13 protein-coding genes are annotated in these 16,212 nt (G+C 66.2%); 8 read left to right on the top strand and 5 right to left on the bottom strand.

Annotated elements, in window-relative coordinates; all coding sequences use genetic code 11:
* Nucleotides 1-147 precede the first annotated feature (147 nt).
* Entirely contained in the window at nucleotides 148-582 is a 435-nt protein-coding gene (locus CFE35_RS03245; RefSeq protein WP_292927914.1) for a hypothetical protein, read from the top strand.
* Here CFE35_RS03245 and CFE35_RS03240 read toward each other — a convergent pair.
* Nucleotides 539-1,006 (bottom strand): Lrp/AsnC family transcriptional regulator, encoded by a 468-nt coding sequence (locus CFE35_RS03240; RefSeq protein WP_292927912.1) that lies wholly within the window; start codon nucleotides 1,004-1,006, stop codon nucleotides 539-541. The genes CFE35_RS03245 and CFE35_RS03240 overlap by 44 nt on opposite strands.
* Before the next feature lie 134 nt (nucleotides 1,007-1,140).
* Here CFE35_RS03240 and ald point away from each other — a divergent pair, with 134 nt between their 5' ends.
* Nucleotides 1,141-2,256 carry an alanine dehydrogenase gene (gene ald, locus CFE35_RS03235; RefSeq protein WP_292927910.1) on the top strand — a complete coding sequence of 372 codons (1,116 nt, stop codon included), beginning with the start codon at nucleotides 1,141-1,143 and terminating at the stop codon, nucleotides 2,254-2,256.
* 41 nt (nucleotides 2,257-2,297) lie between these two features.
* The gene (locus tag CFE35_RS03230; RefSeq protein ID WP_292927908.1) at nucleotides 2,298-4,007 is read left to right on the top strand and encodes a diguanylate cyclase; all 1,710 of its coding nucleotides are present in this window, start codon (nucleotides 2,298-2,300) and stop codon (nucleotides 4,005-4,007) included.
* Here the strand turns inward: CFE35_RS03230 and CFE35_RS03225 are convergent.
* Together CFE35_RS03225 and CFE35_RS03220 are read right to left on the bottom strand one after the other, a co-directional pair.
* Nucleotides 4,004-4,396 (bottom strand): acyl-CoA thioesterase, encoded by a 393-nt coding sequence (locus CFE35_RS03225; RefSeq protein ID WP_292927906.1) that lies wholly within the window; start codon nucleotides 4,394-4,396, stop codon nucleotides 4,004-4,006. The genes CFE35_RS03230 and CFE35_RS03225 overlap by 4 nt on opposite strands.
* Nucleotides 4,393-6,477: a S9 family peptidase gene (locus CFE35_RS03220; protein WP_292927904.1), complete on the bottom strand. Its 2,085-nt coding sequence runs from the start codon at nucleotides 6,475-6,477 to the stop codon at nucleotides 4,393-4,395. The genes CFE35_RS03225 and CFE35_RS03220 overlap by 4 nt, the downstream gene beginning before the upstream one ends.
* Before the next feature lie 62 nt (nucleotides 6,478-6,539).
* On the opposite strand from CFE35_RS03220, the gene CFE35_RS03215 reads away from it, so the two are divergent.
* The 5 genes from CFE35_RS03215 to CFE35_RS03195 all read left to right on the top strand — a co-directional run bounded on the left by CFE35_RS03215 (nucleotide 6,540) and on the right by CFE35_RS03195 (nucleotide 11,771).
* A complete protein-coding gene (locus tag CFE35_RS03215) occupies nucleotides 6,540-8,339 on the top strand; it encodes an aminopeptidase P family protein (protein ID WP_292928841.1) in 1,800 nt (599 codons plus the stop codon).
* A gap of 56 nt (nucleotides 8,340-8,395) precedes the next feature.
* The gene (locus CFE35_RS03210; protein ID WP_292927902.1) at nucleotides 8,396-8,770 is read left to right on the top strand and encodes a VOC family protein; all 375 of its coding nucleotides are present in this window, start codon (nucleotides 8,396-8,398) and stop codon (nucleotides 8,768-8,770) included.
* Nucleotides 8,771-8,893: 123 nt separating this feature from the next.
* Complete coding sequence (locus CFE35_RS03205) at nucleotides 8,894-9,559, top strand: EF-hand domain-containing protein (protein WP_292927900.1); 666 nt, start codon at nucleotides 8,894-8,896, stop codon at nucleotides 9,557-9,559.
* 2 nt (nucleotides 9,560-9,561) lie between these two features.
* On the top strand, nucleotides 9,562-10,329 hold the full coding sequence (locus tag CFE35_RS03200; RefSeq protein ID WP_292928839.1) for a response regulator transcription factor: 768 nt from the start codon (nucleotides 9,562-9,564) through the stop codon (nucleotides 10,327-10,329).
* Nucleotides 10,330-10,334: 5 nt separating this feature from the next.
* Nucleotides 10,335-11,771 (top strand): ATP-binding protein, encoded by a 1,437-nt coding sequence (locus CFE35_RS03195; RefSeq protein ID WP_292927898.1) that lies wholly within the window; start codon nucleotides 10,335-10,337, stop codon nucleotides 11,769-11,771.
* Here the strand turns inward: CFE35_RS03195 and CFE35_RS03190 are convergent.
* Both CFE35_RS03190 and CFE35_RS03185 read right to left on the bottom strand, forming a co-directional pair.
* Nucleotides 11,764-14,427: a M1 family metallopeptidase gene (locus tag CFE35_RS03190; RefSeq protein WP_292927896.1), complete on the bottom strand. Its 2,664-nt coding sequence runs from the start codon at nucleotides 14,425-14,427 to the stop codon at nucleotides 11,764-11,766. The two genes, CFE35_RS03195 and CFE35_RS03190, sit on opposite strands and share 8 nt — an antisense overlap.
* A gap of 127 nt (nucleotides 14,428-14,554) precedes the next feature.
* On the bottom strand, nucleotides 14,555-16,129 hold the full coding sequence (locus CFE35_RS03185; RefSeq protein WP_292927894.1) for a helicase HerA-like domain-containing protein: 1,575 nt from the start codon (nucleotides 16,127-16,129) through the stop codon (nucleotides 14,555-14,557).
* Nucleotides 16,130-16,212 lie beyond the last annotated feature (83 nt).

Here is a 16,212-nt window from a genome sequence, read left to right as displayed (position 1 = left end):
GGCGCGTCCCGCCACTTGCCTTAAGATTTCCACGTTGCGCCCGTCCTCTTGTGATGACCGGCGGCAGAGCGAACTGCCCGCAGCCCTGCCGCCGGTTTCCCGGTCCGTGGGCCCGGGATCCGTCGCAACGCGTGGAAAGGCCAAGGCGTGCCCTATGTAGCCCTGTCCCAGTGCTGGTTCACACGGCAGCATCAGCCCACGGCTTGGCGCGCGCACGAGGATGATGGCGCGATCTACAGCATTTGCCGTCATTGCGGCCGCCGCATCGTGACGTATGGCAAGCATCGCTGGTCGATTGCCGACGGGCTCGATGTTACCCGGCTTGCCGAAACGGTGACGACGCGGTTTCTCACCGTGCTCGATAGTGCAGACGAACTGGTGGTGCGGCGCTTCACCGTCGATCACCTGCCGGACGAAGAGGCCATCGCAGCGTTCAAGCTGGAACTGCGCGAACGCTATGCGATGGACGAGCCAGGCAGCGACCTGACCCTGCTCGACAGCGCGGACAAGAAAGCTGATCGCCCGCGCAAAGCGCCCCCTATGCCCGTCCGCCGGGAACCGGATAGCCCGCGAACCGCTTGATCCGTCTGAGCGAAAAGCTCGACCGCATCGAAGAGACGCCCGGCAGCCGCGCGAGGCAATCGCGGTGGATGTGGTCATACTGATCGAGGTCCGCCGCCGCCACGCGCAGCAGATAATCCGCCCCGCCGGACATCAGGTGGCATTCCAGAATGTCATCGAAATCGCCCACGGAGCGTTCGAAGCGGTCCATCGCCTCGCGGCTCTGGCTGGTCAGCGTGATTTCCACGAACACCTCCACCGCTAGGCCGATCCGGCGCGGTTCGATTCGCGCGGCATAGCCGTCGATCACGCCCGCTTCCTCCAGCGCGCGGATGCGCCGATGGCAGGCGGAGGGTGAGAGCGCGACAGCTTCTGCCAGCGCCGCAATCGGCCGCGACGAGTCGCGCTGCAGTGCATCAATCAGCGCGGCATCGATCCGGTCCATGCAAGAATTTCCTGTCAGAATGGCTTATCGCGGGAAATATCACCGAAACAGCGCATCGCAAGCCATCAATCAGGTGAAACAGTGCGCGGCATCGGGCGTATGCTGGCGCAAGCGGCGATCCAGAGGAGCCTGTCATGCGTGTCGGTACTGTCCGGGAAATCAAGAACCACGAATACCGCGTCGGCCTCACGCCCGAGAGCGTGCGCGAACTGGCTGCGCATGGCCACGAAGTCTGGGTCGAAACCGGTGCCGGGCTCGGCATCGGCGCGCCGGACCGCGACTATGAAGCGGCTGGCGCGGCCATCAAGCCCGATGCCGCCACGATCTTTGCAGGCTGCGAACTGGTGGTGAAGGTCAAGGAGCCGCAGGCAGTGGAGCGCGCGCAGCTGCGCGAAGGGCAGATCCTGTTCACGTATCTCCACCTCGCGCCCGATCCCGAGCAGACCGCCGATCTGGTAAAGTCGGGCGTCACCGCCATTGCCTATGAAACCGTCACCGGCCCCGGAAACCAGCTCCCGCTGCTGAAACCGATGAGCCAGGTTGCCGGCCGCATGGCGATCCAGGCCGGGGCGACCGCGCTGGAGAAGGCCCACGGCGGGCGCGGCGTGCTGCTGGGCGGCGTGCCGGGCGTGCTCCCGGCCAAGGTCGCGGTGATCGGCGGCGGCGTAGTCGGCTTCAACGCGGCGCAGATGGCCGTCGGGCTCGGCGCGGACGTCACCATTCTCGACCGCGATCCCGAAGTGCTCGAACGCCTTGCTACCCATTTCGAAAGCCGCGCCAAGACACGCTTTTCCAACCGCGCCAACTTGGCCGATTGCGTGGCGCAAGCGGACCTCGTGATCGGCGCGGTGCTGATCCCCGGCGCTGCCGCGCCCAAGCTGGTCACGCGCGAAATGCTGGGCACGATGAAGCCCGGCGCGGTGCTGGTCGATGTCGCCATCGATCAGGGCGGCTGCTTCGAGACCAGCCACGCGACGACCCATGCCGAGCCGACGTATCTGGTCGATGGCATCGTCCACTATTGCGTGGCGAACATGCCCGGCGGCGTTGCGCGCACCAGCACGTATGCGCTGGGCAACGTGACCCTGCCGCACACGCTGAAGATCGCCGATCTGGGCTGGAAGGCCGCGCTTGCCGCCGACCCGCATCTGGCCGCAGGGCTCAACGTCCACGCGGGCAAGGTGACGTATGCAGCGGTCGCGCGCGAGCTTGGCTATCCGCATCGACCTGCGGGTGAATTGCTCGCCTGAATTAACCTCGCTCTAAGTTCATCTGTGCCAGTCTTCGCCGCATGGACTGGATCTGGCGCAGATGTGTGCTGTTCGGGCTGGTGGCGCTGCTATCCGGCCTGTTCGCCTTGCCTGCCGCGGCCGCGCCGATTGCGGCGAGCCAGACTTGCCATGCCTCGGCCCATGCGCGCGAGGGCTACGCCGATCTGCGCCGTGCGCCGGATCGCTGGATCTGCGCAGCATCGGAATACGATATCGGGCCTGAAAGCCTGTTTCTGCGCTTCCGCCTGACCGATCCGGCCCAGCCCCGCGCGCAAAGCCTTGTGACCCATGCCTCGCCCTTCCGCGCGGTCACGATCTGGGTGGTGGACGAGACGGGTGCCGTGCGCACCGGGCACTACACCTCGGCTTCTGTCCGTCATCTCATCGCCGGGCCGCTGATGGTCTTGCCTTTGCCGCAAACCGCGGCGCGCCCGCGCCTCGTCACCGTGCGCATCGACCAGCCGTGGAACAAGACGATCGCAAGCGAAGCCCGGCTCGACAGCGCGCCCGAAGGCAGTGGCTGGGACATGGCCACGGTTGTTGCCATGGCCGCGATCTGCGGCATGCTGGTCGTGCCGCTGCTGCTCAACGCGGGGTTCTACCTCGTGCTGCGAAAGCCCTTCGTGCTGTGGCACCTCGTCATGGTCGGCCTGATGCTGGTGCAGACGATTTTCGCAACCGGGTTCGTCCACATCGCTGGCGATCCCGAAGCCGCGACCGAAATTGCGATCAACAGCTTGTGCTTTGGCGCGGTTGCCGCCGCCGGGTTGATGTTCCTCGTCACGTTCCTCGAACCCGAAGCACTCTCGCCTTTGCTGCGCCGGGCGTTCCCCATCAGCGCGCCCCTGGTCATGGCAGGCGGCGTGTTCACCGCCCTTCCTGTCGAAGCGCTGCGTCCGTGGAGCGCACTCGGGATCTACTGGGCGATCACGCTGGCAATCACGCTGATCGTCGCGGGGCTGATCGATGCGCTGCGCCGAGGCAGCAAGCTCGTCCCGTTCCTCCTGCTCGGCTGGAGCCCGACGCTGCTCGTCGGCATCTACCGCATCGGCTGCTACATGCTACCACATGCCCGGCCGACGGAATCGGTCGTCGTGTTCCAGCTTGCGCTTGCGGCGGAAGTGCTCGGCAATACGCTCGGCATCGTGGTCCGCTTCTTCGACCTGCGGCGTGAACGGGATCTCGCCACTGCCCGCGCGATTGAACTGGAAGGCGTCGCGGGCCGCGATGCGCTGACGGGCCTGTGGAACCGCCATTCGATCGAGCGCCGCTTCAACGATCTGTTCCACCTTGGCTATCGCACGATGGCGGTCATCGATCTCGATCACTTCAAGCGGATCAACGACCGGCACGGCCACGCAGTTGGTGATGCCGTGCTCAAGGTGGTGGCCACCGTGCTGGCCGAAGACGGCGAATCCTGCGCGATCCGCATGGGCGGCGAGGAATTCCTGCTGCTGCTGCGCGGCCCCGGCGCGGCCGAACGCGCCGAACGCTCCCGCCGAGCGCTGAGCGCGCGCATCGCCGCAGCCGTTCCCGGCCTCGGCCATATCGTTACCGCCAGCATGGGGCTGGTCGAACATGATCTGGCGGGCAAGCTCGATGTCGAGTTCGCCGTGCTCTACAGCCACTGTGACCGGCTGCTCTACGAAGCCAAGCGCCTCGGCCGCAATCGCACGATGCATGAGCGCCTGACCGGCTTCACGCCAGATTTGCAGGTGCGCAGCGCCTAGGCCGTAAACTGCGCTGCCATCTCCGCTGGCACGCGCTGGATGCGTCCGCTCGCCTTGTCGATCAGCACCCACTGCGTCCGCGCGCTGACGATGACCTTGCCTGCCGAATTGCGGAAATCCACCCGCCGATCAAACCGCGCACCGCGCGGCGCATCGGGCACGAAGGTTTCCGCCGTCACGCTCTCGCCCAGCGTGATATTGCCGCGATAGTCGATCTCGTGCCGCGTCACGACCCAGACATAGGCCGCTTGCTGCTCCGCGCTCGCCACTGCTTCCCAGTGCGACGTGGCGACGGCCTCCATCCACTGCACCCACACTGCGTTGTTCACGTGCCCCAGCACGTCGATGTGCTCAGGTCCTGCGGTGAAGGTCTTGGAATGTACCGTCACCCTTCCACGCCCAGCTGCGCCAGAATGAAGGCAAACTCCTCCGCCGTCTCACGCAGGCCCTCGAACCGGCCCGATTTGCCGCCATGCCCCGCGCCCATGTTGGTCTTCAGCAGCAGGTCGTTGGCGTCGGTCTTCAGCTCGCGCAGCTTCGCGACCCACTTGGCGGGTTCCCAATAGGTCACGCGCGGATCGTTTAGGCCCGCTGTCACCAGCATCGGCGGATAGGCCTGTGCCCGCACCTGATCGTAGGGCGAGTAGGAGCGGATGAGATCGAACGCCGCCTTGTCCTCGATCGGATTGCCCCATTCTGGCCACTCGCCCGGCGTCAGCGGCAGTTCCTCGTCCAGCATCGTGCTGAGCACATCGACAAACGGCACATGCGCCGCCACCGCACCCCACAGTTCGGGATCGGAATTGATCACCGCGCCCATCAGTTCGCCGCCTGCCGATCCGCCCGCAATCGCGATCCGGCCTGCCTGCGTGAAGCCTTCCGCGATCAGCCCCTTCGCCACATCGACAAAGTCGTTGAATGTGTTGGTCCGCTGCTCCAGCTTGCCCGCCTTGTACCACGCCCTGCCCAGATCATCGCCGCCCCGGATATGCGCGATGGCATAGGCAAAGCCCCGGTCCACCAGACTGAGCCGCGTGGTCGAAAACCCAGGCCCGATGGCAATGCCATAAGCGCCATAGCCATAGAGATAGAGCGGCCCGCCCGCTTCCCGGCCCTTGCGCCAGACAACCGACACCGGCACCAAGGTCCCATCCCGTGCGGTGATCTCCAGCCGCGCTGTCTCGTAGAGCGAGGCGTCATAGCCGCTCGGGATCTCCTGCGTCTTCAGCAGTTCCAGCCGCCCTTCGGACACATGATAGTCATAAACCGAAGCCGGGCTGGTCATCGATTCATAGCTGACCCGCAGCTTGTCCATCGCCCATTCCGGATTGTCGCCGAGCGAGGCCTCATAGCTCGCTTCGGGAAAGGCAATCGGCTCCACCCGCGCGGGATCGTCGTAATAGCGCACCTCGATCCGGTCGAGCCCGCGCACCCGGCCTTCGGTCACATAGAAATCGCGAAACAGGTCGAACCCGGTCAGATAGAAATCGTTCGTCCCCTCGATCAGCGCCGTCCATTCTCTGGGGTTGGCCAGCGGCGCGGTGGCGAGGCGGAAGTTCTCGTGGGTGTCGTTGGTGTGGATGAACAGCATGTCCCCGCGCACATCGACGTCGTACTCCACCCCGGTCTGCCGCGCCCGCACCAGCACCGGCGCGGCCAGCGGATTGGCGGCGGGCACCAGCCGCACCTCGCTCGTCTCGTGGTCGCCGGTCGCAATCACCAGCCATTCGTCGTTCGCCGAAAGCCCTGCGGAAACGCGGAAACCCTCGTCGTCTTCGTGATACAGCTCGACATCGCTTTCCACCGGCGTCCCCAGCCAGTGCAGCCGCGCGTTGTCCGTGCGCCACTGCGCATTGGCGAGGCTGTAGACCAGCGCCTTGTCACCCGCCGCCCAGATGAGCGCGGAAAGCGTGCCGGGGATCACATCGGGCAGCACTTCGCCAGTTGCGATCACCTTGATCCGCGCGGTGAAGCGCTCCGATCCGTTGTCGTCCACCGCCCAGGCCAGCAGTCGTCCGTCGCTGGAAACCGAAAGCGCACCGAGGCGGAAGTATTCAAGGCCCTCGGCCAGCGCCACTTCATCAAGGATCAGCTCGTCCGCTCCGCCGCTCACCGGCCTGCGCCACCACTTCTTGTACTCGGCGCCTTCCTCGTATTCGATCCAGTAGAGCCAATCGCCATCCTTCTGCGGCACCGATTTGTCGGCTTCCTTGATCCGCCCGCGCATCTCCGTGAGCAGCGTCTCGACCGGGGGCTGCAGCGGCTTCATCCGCGCTTCGAACCATGCGTTCTCGGCCGCCAGGTGCGCGAGCACCTCGGCATCCTTGACCTCGGGATAGCCGGGGTCGCGGAGCCAGTTGTACGGGTCCTCGATCGTCACGCCGTGGTGGGTGAAGCTGTGGGGTTTCTTGGCTGCGACAGGCGGCGCAGCGTTCAGGGCCTTGGGGGTGGTTTCCGTCATCCCCCGCATCTATGGTGCGAAGCATGAGCCCGCAAGGCAGGCAGCACGTTTCAGGACACGACACCATGCTGATGAACACCCATGAAGCCCGGCTCGAAGCCCTGCGCAAGGAACTGGCGCGGCAGCAGCTCGATGGCTTCGTCATCCCGATCTCCGACGAGCACATGAGCGAATATGTTGGCGCCTACGCCCAGCGCCTCGGCTGGCTGACCGGCTTCGGCGGCTCGGCCGGTACAGCTGTCGTGCTGAAAGACAAAGCCGCGATGTTCGTTGACGGGCGCTACACGCTGCAAGTGCGCGAACAGGTCGATGGGCGCCTCTACAGCTACGAGTCCGTGCCGCAGACCTCGGTCTCCGCATGGCTCGGCGAACACGCCCCCGCAGGCAGCCGCATCGGCTATGACGCGTGGCTCCACGGCAAGGGCTGGGCCGATGGCACCGCTGCCGCACTCAAGGCGCGCAATGCCACCCTTGTCGCCGTCGCGCAGAACCCCATCGATGCCATCTGGCAGGACCGCCCCGCGCCGTCCGCCGCCCCCGCGCTCGTTCACGCCGACGAATACGCTGGTGCCTCCGCCCACGAAAAGCGCGCCGAAGTCGCCGCGTGGCTCACCGCGCGCGGGCTGGATGCTGCCGTCATTTCCGCACTCGATTCGGTCGCGTGGCTGCTCAACATGCGCGGGTCGGACGTGGACTGCACGCCGGTCGCGCTCTCGTTCGTGCTCGCCCATGCGGACGGCACGGCGGACCTGTTCATCGCGCCCGAGAAGGTCACGCCCGAACTCGCCCAGCACCTCGGCAACGCGGTGCGGGTGCAGGACCGCGCCGCTTTCACCCCTGCGCTCGCCGCGCTGGCGGGCAAGAAAGTCGCCGTCGATCCCGAACGCGCGGTCGCGGCCATCTATGCCGAACTGGCTGCTGCCGGGGCCGAGGCCGTCTCGCTCACCGATCCCACCGTGCTGCCCAAGGCCCGCAAGAACCCGGTCGAACAGGCGGGCCACCGCGCCGCGCAGGCGCGCGATGGGGCCGCGATCACCCGCTTCCTGCACTGGCTCTCGACCGCCGCGCCGCAGGGCACCGAAACCGAACTTTCCGCCGCCGCCGCCTTGCGCGCCGAGCGCGAGAAGACCGGCCTCTTGCGCGACTTGTCGTTCGACACGATCTCCGCCGCCGGGCCGAATGGCGCCAGCCCGCACTACAAGGTGGATGAACACACCAACCGCAAGATCGAGCCGAACAGCGTCTACCTCGTGGATTCGGGCGGGCAATATCTCGACGGCACGACCGACATCACCCGCACCGTCTGGGTCGGCCCCGATGCCCCCCCGGGCGAAGTGAAGGACCGCTTCACGCGCGTGCTCAAGGGCCATATCGCGCTCGATCAAGCGGTGTTCCCTGAAGGCACCGTCGGCAGCCAGCTGGATAGCTTTGCGCGCCAGTTCCTGTGGTCGGCTGGCCTCGATTATGCGCACGGGACCGGCCACGGCGTCGGCAGCTTCCTCGCCGTCCACGAAGGCCCGCAGCGCATCGCCAAGGCGCAGGGCGGGCAAGCCGGGACCGGACAGGCCCTGCTCCCCGGCATGATCCTCTCGAACGAGCCCGGCTATTACAAGGCGGGCGAATACGGCATCCGCATCGAGAACCTTGTCTTGGTCGAGGAGCGCCAGATCCCGGGCGCCGAAGGCCTGTTCATGGGCTTCGAGACGCTGACGTTCGCGCCCATCGACCGAACCCTGGTCGAACCCGCGCTGCTGCTCCAGCACGAGCGCGACTGGTGGAACGCCTATCACGCCAAGACCCGCGCCTTGCTCGCCCCGCAGCTCTCGGGCGCGGACCTCGCGTGGCTTGAGGCTGCTTGCGCCCCGTTGTAAGCGGGATTGTTCGTGTTATGTTCCGGTTATCGCGACTCGGCTAAGAGGAGGCTAAGATGATCGGCTACGTGACTTTGGGAACCAACGATCTCGCGCGCGGCGCGGCATTCTATGATGCGCTGGCCGCCGAAATGGGCACCAAGCGCATGTACGAATGGGACGGTGCGATTGCGTGGGGCGAGGCAGGCGGCGCGGCGGGCATCGGCCTGATGAAGCCCTACAACGGTGAGCCCGCGACGGTCGGCAACGGTGTGATGGTTGCCTTGGAAGCGAAGGATAATGCGCAAGTGGACCGGCTTTATGCCGCTGCGCTGGCCAACGGCGGCACCTGCGAAGGCCCTCCCGGCCCGCGCGGCGAAGGCGGGTTCTATGCCGCCTATTTCCGCGATCCCGATGGCAACAAGCTCAATGCCTTCGTGATGGGGAGCTGAAACAGGCCCGAAGCGCGACAAAGTGCGACAAAACACTGCGCTACCGGGATAACCCTGCGACAACCCCGGTCTATTGGGAAGACAGCGGAAATCCCCCGTTCCGCATACAAAGGACCGCGTTCGATGAAAAAGACCACGCTGGCCGCCTCTGCGGCTGTTCTGCTCGCCGCCTCCACCGCGCTCTATGCCGTCTACCCCGCGTTTGCCGAGCCCGGGCGCGATCCGATGGGCGATGCTACCATCACCTGGGCCGATGCCAAGGCCAAGGCTGATACCATGTGGACGAAGCTCGACGTCAACAAGGACGGTGTGCTCAATCATGCCGACCGCGAAGCCAAGATGGGCGAGATGTTCGACATGATCGACGCCAATCACGATGGCTCGATCAGCAAGGCCGAATTCATGGACCACCACAAGGCCATGATGGACGGCGGCGGCAAGGACCGCGATGGCGCGGAAGGCCGCCCCCCGATGGGCGGGGGCATGGGCATGATGATGGGCCGCGGTGCCCACCGGATGCATGAAATGGCGGAAAAGGCCGATACCAACCACGATGGCACGATCACCCGCGCCGAATATGATGCCGCCGCCAAGGCCCGCTTCGATACGGCGGATACCGACCACGATGGCAAGCTGACCGCTGCCGAACGCCGCGCAGCCTGGAAGGCCATGCGCGGGGATCGCGGCCACAGAATGGGCGGTCATGGCATGGGTGAGCATGGCATGGGCGGGCACGGTATGCACGGCGACATGGGCGACATGCCGCCACCACCACCCCCGGCAAAATGAGCATGGCGGAAACGCCTTCACCAACCCGCGTCCTCGTCGTCGATGACGAAGCCGCGCTGCGCGAACCCTTGTCGGACTATCTCGTCCGGCAGGGGTTTGCCGTGGCTCAGGTCGCCAGCGCCGCCGAAGCCCGCGCGCGCCTCGCTCAAACCGGGGCCGCCGAAGCCTGCGATATCGTCCTTCTCGATATCATGATGCCCGGCGAGGACGGTCTTTCGCTCTGCCGCCACCTGATCGAGGCGCGCGGTGTGCCGGTGATCTTCCTCACCGCGCGCGGCGAGGCGACCGACCGCATCGTCGGCCTCGAAATCGGTGCGGACGATTATGTGGTCAAGCCGTTCGACCCGCGCGAGCTTGTCGCCCGCATCCGCTCGGTCCTGCGCCGCGCTGCCAAGGGCATTGGGCGCACGCCCGAAGCCGCCGCCCATGCGGCTGACGAGCACCATTATACCTTCGAAGGCTGGCGGCTTGATCCACTGCGCCGCCGCCTGACTGACAGCGAAGGCGCGGTCGTGGCGATCTCGTCCGCCGAGTTTCGCCTCCTCGTCGCCTTCCTCGATCACCCGCGCCAGGTGCTCGACCGGGACCGCCTGCTCGATATGGTGCAGGGCCGCGAGGCGCACTTGTTCGACCGCGCCGTGGACAACCAGATCAGCCGCCTGCGCCGCAAGATCGAGCGCGACAGCCGCAATCCCGAACTGATCCAGACTGTGTGGGGCGGCGGCTACATGCTCGCCGCCGACGTGCGCAAAGTGCCAACAAATGCTTGAATCCGATGCCTGAAGCGCAAACCCGCTTCCGCCTGTGGCCGCGCAGCCTGCAAGGCCAGATGCTGCTGGCCATCGCGCTGGCGCTGATGGTCGCGCAGGGCCTTTCCGCCGCGCTGATGTGGCGCATGCAGCATGAGCGGCACTTTGCCGGCATGGTCAACTATGCCGCCTTCAGCCTGCTGGGCCGCAATTCGCGCATCCAGTTCCGGCCGCCGCCGCCCCTGCCGGGTGAAGGCCCGGAGATCGGCTTTCGCATGCCGCGCCCCTTGCGCGTGCAGGAAGAAGCGCGTGCACCGCAGCTTGCCGGGGATCGCCGCCGTCCGGAAATCGAGCAGGCCCTGCGTCAAGTGCTTGAGGCGCAAGGCGTCGATGCGGCCAGGCTGTTCGTGGCCGAACGCGATCCGGCGCGCGATCCGGTGCTCACCCAGTGGCTCGCGCGGCGCGGGCCGCACATGGCCCGCCCGCCCGGCGCGCCGCGTCCGCGCCTGATCATCGCGGCGATTGGCCGCCCCGATGGCACATGGCTCACCGCGCGCCTGCTCGCCCCGCGCAACGAAAGCGCGATGCTCACCACGCTCGTGCTGCAAACGCTGTTCATCTACCTCGTGCTGGTCGGCGCGGTGGCGCTCATCCTGCGGCGTATCGCAAGGCCCCTGAAAGCGCTCACCGCGCAAGTCGAAGGCTTCGCCCGCTCACGCGCCCCTGCTGGGCAACTCGCTCCCGAAGGCCCGGATGATATCCGCCGCCTGATCGTGGCGCACAACGCGATGGAGCGCCGCGTCGGCGCGCTGCTCGATGAGAAGGACGTGATGCTCGGCGCGATCGGCCACGATCTGAAGACGCCACTCGCCGCGCTGCGCGTGCGGATCGAGGCAGTGGAGGACGATGGCGAACGCAGCCGGATGGCGGCCACCATCGAGGACATCAACCGCTCGCTCGACGATATCCTGAGCCTTGCGCGGGTTGGCCGTCCGTCCGATCCGCTGGAGCAGACCGAACTCAGCGCGCTCGTCGCCGATGTGGTGGGCGAATACGAGGATATGGGCGAGGACGTCACGCTGGGCGAGGCGGAGCGCATGGTCATGCCCCTGCGCGCCACATGGCTGCGCCGCGCCATGCGCAATCTCGTCTCGAACGCGCTCCGCTATGGCACCCGCGCCCGGGTCAGCTTGCACCGTGAAGGCGATGAGGCCGTGCTCACGGTGGAAGATGACGGACCCGGCATTCCAGACCACGAAATCGCCCGCATGCTGGAGCCGTTCACCCGGCTCGAAGCCTCGCGCAATTCGGCCACCGGCGGCGCGGGCCTTGGCCTCACCCTCGCCCGTGCGATTGCCGATCAGCACGGCGGCGCGCTGATCCTCGCCAACCGCGCGGAAGGCGGCGAGACCACAGGCCTCACCGCCACGCTGCGCCTGCCTCTGGGCCTACCGCTTACTTGAGTTTCGCGACCGCCGCTGTCAGTTCGGCCCCGCGCGCATCCTTGAGCTTGCCGCACGAACGCACCCGTTCGACCAGCCGCTCCAGTTCGAGCGCGCCCGATTTGCCGGCAAACTTGGTGCGCAGCCCTTCGAACTCGTCAGCGGCCGCCACCGAGCAGAAGTTCGAGAGGATCTGCGGCAGCCGCGCGCCAAAGAAGATGCCTGCACCGCCGCCGAGCAGCTCGTCGAGGTGCGCTTTCATCCAGCTATAGCCCCAATCACGCGTTTCGGGCGTGATGACCACCGAACGTACGAAATTGAGCTTTTCGGACTGGCGCAGGCGCTTGTCCTGAAACTCCTCGAGCAGCCACTTCGCCGTGGCGGCATCGCCGCTCGATCCGACCGCGCTCAGCGCCGCCGGACGGAAAAGCGGATCTTCCGAAGCCAGCGCCTTGTCGATCAGCACCTTTGCGCCATCCAGCTTGCGGGTGCCCAGCCAGGCATCGAACGCTGCGCCAAACAGCGCCGGATCAAGTGCCCCGGCATCGCCGCCAAGATAGGCGTCTGCCGCCATGGCCAGCTGCGCTCGTAGCGCCGCATCGCGCGCCGTGCCTGCCAGCAGTTCGACCAGCTGCACGCGGCGCTGCTGCCGTTCGGGATCATCCCCGGCATGCGCGCCCGCGCGCGGATCGAGCCCGAGCGCCTTCAGTTGCGGCGCATAGAGCGCATCCACGAAGGCGCGGAACTGCGGCTTGGCGCTTTGCGCAATCACGCCGCGATTGGCCATGGCCTGCAGCAGGGCGGTGGCATCGCCGCTGGCATAGCTGTCCGGATTGGCCGCCAGCGCGCGCGCACCGGCTATCAGCTGGTCGGCGCTGGCGCGGCCCGCGTAGAAACTGGCGTTCAGGCTGTCCATCACCGCCAATGCCTCGCCGCCCTTCAGGCTCGGCGTGGCGGCGATCAGCGCGTCCCAATCTTTCGCGGGCAATTCGAAGCGGTAGTAGCCGGTGCCGCCGGCATTGGGCATGATCGGCCCGGCGCTCTTCAGCGTCACCGTGGCCGAAGTGTCGGTCAGCAAGCTGCACTGGCGGATATCGCCCTGGCGCAGGCACAGCGGAATGCCCCACTTGGTGGCCGGGCTGCTCATGCCAAGCCGGGCATAGCGGCTCTGCGTCGCCTTCCAGCTGTCTTTCCCCGCACGTTCCAGCGTTACCAGCGGCACGCCTTGCTGATCGGTGAAGCTCTGCATCGCGGGCAGGATGCGCGGATCGCCTGCCGCCTCGGCCATCGCCTTGAAGAAGTCGGCGCTGGTCGCGTTGCCATACTTGTGCGCCGCCATGTAGCCGCGCACGCCGTCGCGGAACTTGGTGTCGCCCATGAATGCCGCGATCATTGCGACGACGTGGCCGCCCTTGCCATAGGTGATCGTATCGAAGGCTGCGTCGATCTGCGCGTTTTTCGCGATCGGCTGGTGGATCGGGCGGCCTGCTGCCAGCGCGTCGATACCCATTGCGCCAAACCCTTCGGCAAGGCCGCCCGCGCCGATGTTGAGATCGGGCCGCCATTCGTTGCCGATGCGGAAGCCCATCCAGTTTGCAAAGCTTTCGTTGAGCCAGATGTCGTCCCACCACGCCGGGGTGACGAGATCGCCGAACCACTGGTGCGCCAGTTCATGCGCGACGACCATGCCGAACGTGCGCTTCTGCGCGGTGGAGGCCTTGTCATCCATGACGAGGATGCTGTCGGCATAGAGGTCCGCGCCTGCATTCTCCATCGCGCCGGGCATGATCGGAGAGGTGATCTGGTCGAGCTTGGGATAGGGGAAGCTCTGGCCGAAATAGGCTTCAAGGTGCTCGACAATGCCCTTCGTGCCTTCCAGCGCGAAACTGAGCTTGCCCGCGTTTTCCTTCGTGGAAACGATGCGGATCGGCAGCGGCGCGGCGCGCTGCGGGGTGGGGGGCACGGCGCCTTCCATGGTCACGAACGGCCCCACCATCATCGCCACGAGATAGCTCGGCAGCGGCAGCGTTTGCGCGAAAGTATGGACGGTCATGCCGCCTGCCGTCTCGGTCTTCACCTCGGGCGCATTGCTCACCGCCTTGAGGCCTTCGGGCGTGCGCAGCGTCACGGTCCATGGGGTCTTGAAGCCGGGCTCGTCGAACGAGGGGAAGCTGGCGCGCGCATCGATCGATTCGTGCTGGGTCCACGAATACCAGTCCTCGCCGACCTTGACGCGGAACATGCCCGCAGGCCCTTCGCCGAACGGGGCGTCATAATCGAAAGCGAACGTGGTCTTGCCCGCAGGCAGCGGCGCATCGAAGGTGACGAGGGCAACGCCGGTGGGATCGACCTGGCGGAACGTGCCTGAAACCGGCTGGCCGCCAACCAGCGCAGTCACTTTGGCGACCTTGAGATCGCGCCCGTGCATCCACACGAAACGCCCGGCCTTCTTCACCTCGGCCTCGATCTCGACATGGCCGGAGAAGCGCTCTTTCGCAGGATCGACGGTCAGATCGAGCCGGTAGCCTTGCGGCACCACCGCGCCGTCAAGCTTGCCCGCAGGCAGCGTGCCGGCCTCGGCAGGGATCGGGGCTTCGGCAGCGGGCTGCTGGGCGAGGGCGGGAGAAGCGAGGAACGTGCCGGCGAGCAGCGTCGCGGCAAAAACGATGGAACGCATGGGAACCTTTCAGCGCAAACCGGCGCAGGGCCGGTGTGGAATGGCCCGTGGGTGCCCCGATCCGGTTTTATCCGCAATGGCATTCGACGAACCGCTCCTGCCGCTCGTCGAAATGCATGGGCGGGCCTTAGCGCAGCAATCCGCCGAGCAGCCCGCGCGCGAAGCGGCCAAAGGCGGCGCCGCCGATCGATGTGGCAATCGTGCCGACAATCGCGCTGGCGCCGGATTCGATGGGCGAAGCGCGCGATTTGCGGCCGGTCATTTGCGCGGCGATCACCGATCCCGCCGAAGCGGCAATCGCGCCCACCGCGGCCTTGCCTGCCTTGCCCCACATCGAAGGCGTCTGCCGCGCGCTGGCGCGCTGCGCCTCCTCGCCCTCGGCTTCCACCTGCTGCGCTGCGGCGGCGGCATCGGCGGATTTCTGGGCCAGCACTTCGGCGGCGGATTCGCGGTTCACGGCTGCTTCGTATTTGCCATCGAACGGGCTGATCGACTGGATGATCGCGCGCTCCTTGGCGTCGAGCGGCCCCAGCCGCGAGCGCGGCGGCGCGACCAGAGTGCGCTGCACGATCCCCGGCGCGCCATCGGCATCGAGCGTGGAAACCAGCGCTTCGCCCACTTTGAGCTCGGTGATCACCGTTTCCACATCGAGATCGGGATTGATGCGGAACGTCTCCGCTGCGGCCCGGATCGCCTTCTGATCGCGCGGGGTGAAGGCGCGCAGCGCGTGCTGCACCCGGTTGCCCAATTGCCCTGCGATCTTTTCAGGAATGTCGATCGGGTTCTGCGAAACGAAATAGACGCCCACGCCCTTGGACCGGATCAGGCGCACCACCTGCTCCACTTTCTCGAACAGGGCCTGCGGGGCATCCTCAAACAGGAGGTGCGCCTCATCGAAGAAGAACACCAGCTTGGGCTTTTCGGGATCACCCACTTCGGGCAGCGCCTCGAACAGTTCAGACAGCAGCCACAGCAGGAACGTGGCGTAGAGCTTGGGGCTCTGCATCAGCTTCTCAGCCGAAAGCACGTTGATCACGCCGCGCCCCTGCTCGTCGTAGCGGATGAAGTCGTTGATCTCGAACGCGGGTTCGCCAAAGAAGCGGTCTGCGCCCTGGCTTTCGAAGGCCAGCAATTGCCGCTGGATCGTGCCGACGCTGGCCTTGGAAACGTTGCCGTACTTGCCTGCCAGCTCGCTCGCGTTTTCGGCGCAGGCCATCAGGGTGGCCTGCAGGTCGGGCAGATCGAGCAGCAGCAGGCCGTTGTCGTCGGCATAGCGGAACGCAATGTTGAGCACGCCTTCCTGCGTTTCATTCAGCCCCATCAGCCGCGCCAGCAGCAGTGGGCCCATTTCTGAAATCGTCGTGCGGATGGGGTGCCCGGCCTCACCATAAAGATCCCAGAACACCACCGGATTGTCGGCATAGACGAAGGGATCGATGCCCAGTTCCTTCGCGCGCCCCTCGATCTTGTCGGCATGTTTGAAGGTGGGGCTGCCGGGCATGGCGATGCCCGCGAGGTCGCCCTTCACGTCCGCCAGAAACACTGGCACGCCGCGCGCGGAAAACTGTTCGGCCATGCCCTGAAGGGTCACCGTCTTGCCGGTGCCGGTCGCCCCGGCAACAAGTCCGTGCCGGTTCGCGCGGTCCAGCCGCAGGACCTGGCGTTCGTTGTTCGAACCGAGGCCAATGTAGATATCGTCCATGAGCAGTATTTCCGGATGTTCTGGTTGAAGCGTGAACTAGGTATTGTTGTCCTCCGGAATGAAACCGGAAGGAAGCGCTTTTT

The sequence above is a fragment of the Novosphingobium sp. PASSN1 genome (genome assembly GCF_002278815.1).
The sequence above is the reverse complement of the archived record's forward strand: the minus strand, read 5'-3'. Positions and strand labels throughout refer to the sequence as shown.

Excerpts from the sequence above, each read along its gene's own strand:
- CFE35_RS03240 (WP_292927912.1), bottom strand. The coding sequence starts at position 1,006 with ATGGACCGGATCGATGCCGCGCTGATTGATGCACTGCAGCGCGACTCG.
- ald (WP_292927910.1), top strand. The coding sequence starts at position 1,141 with ATGCGTGTCGGTACTGTCCGGGAAATCAAGAACCACGAATACCGCGTC.
- CFE35_RS03230 (WP_292927908.1), top strand. The coding sequence starts at position 2,298 with ATGGACTGGATCTGGCGCAGATGTGTGCTGTTCGGGCTGGTGGCGCTG.
- CFE35_RS03220 (WP_292927904.1), bottom strand. The coding sequence starts at position 6,477 with ATGCGGGGGATGACGGAAACCACCCCCAAGGCCCTGAACGCTGCGCCG.
- CFE35_RS03215 (WP_292928841.1), top strand. The coding sequence starts at position 6,540 with ATGAACACCCATGAAGCCCGGCTCGAAGCCCTGCGCAAGGAACTGGCG.
- CFE35_RS03210 (WP_292927902.1), top strand. The coding sequence starts at position 8,396 with ATGATCGGCTACGTGACTTTGGGAACCAACGATCTCGCGCGCGGCGCG.
- CFE35_RS03205 (WP_292927900.1), top strand. The coding sequence starts at position 8,894 with ATGAAAAAGACCACGCTGGCCGCCTCTGCGGCTGTTCTGCTCGCCGCC.
- CFE35_RS03200 (WP_292928839.1), top strand. The coding sequence starts at position 9,562 with ATGGCGGAAACGCCTTCACCAACCCGCGTCCTCGTCGTCGATGACGAA.
- CFE35_RS03195 (WP_292927898.1), top strand. The coding sequence starts at position 10,335 with ATGCCTGAAGCGCAAACCCGCTTCCGCCTGTGGCCGCGCAGCCTGCAA.
- CFE35_RS03190 (WP_292927896.1), bottom strand. The coding sequence starts at position 14,427 with ATGCGTTCCATCGTTTTTGCCGCGACGCTGCTCGCCGGCACGTTCCTC.
- CFE35_RS03185 (WP_292927894.1), bottom strand. The coding sequence starts at position 16,129 with ATGGACGATATCTACATTGGCCTCGGTTCGAACAACGAACGCCAGGTC.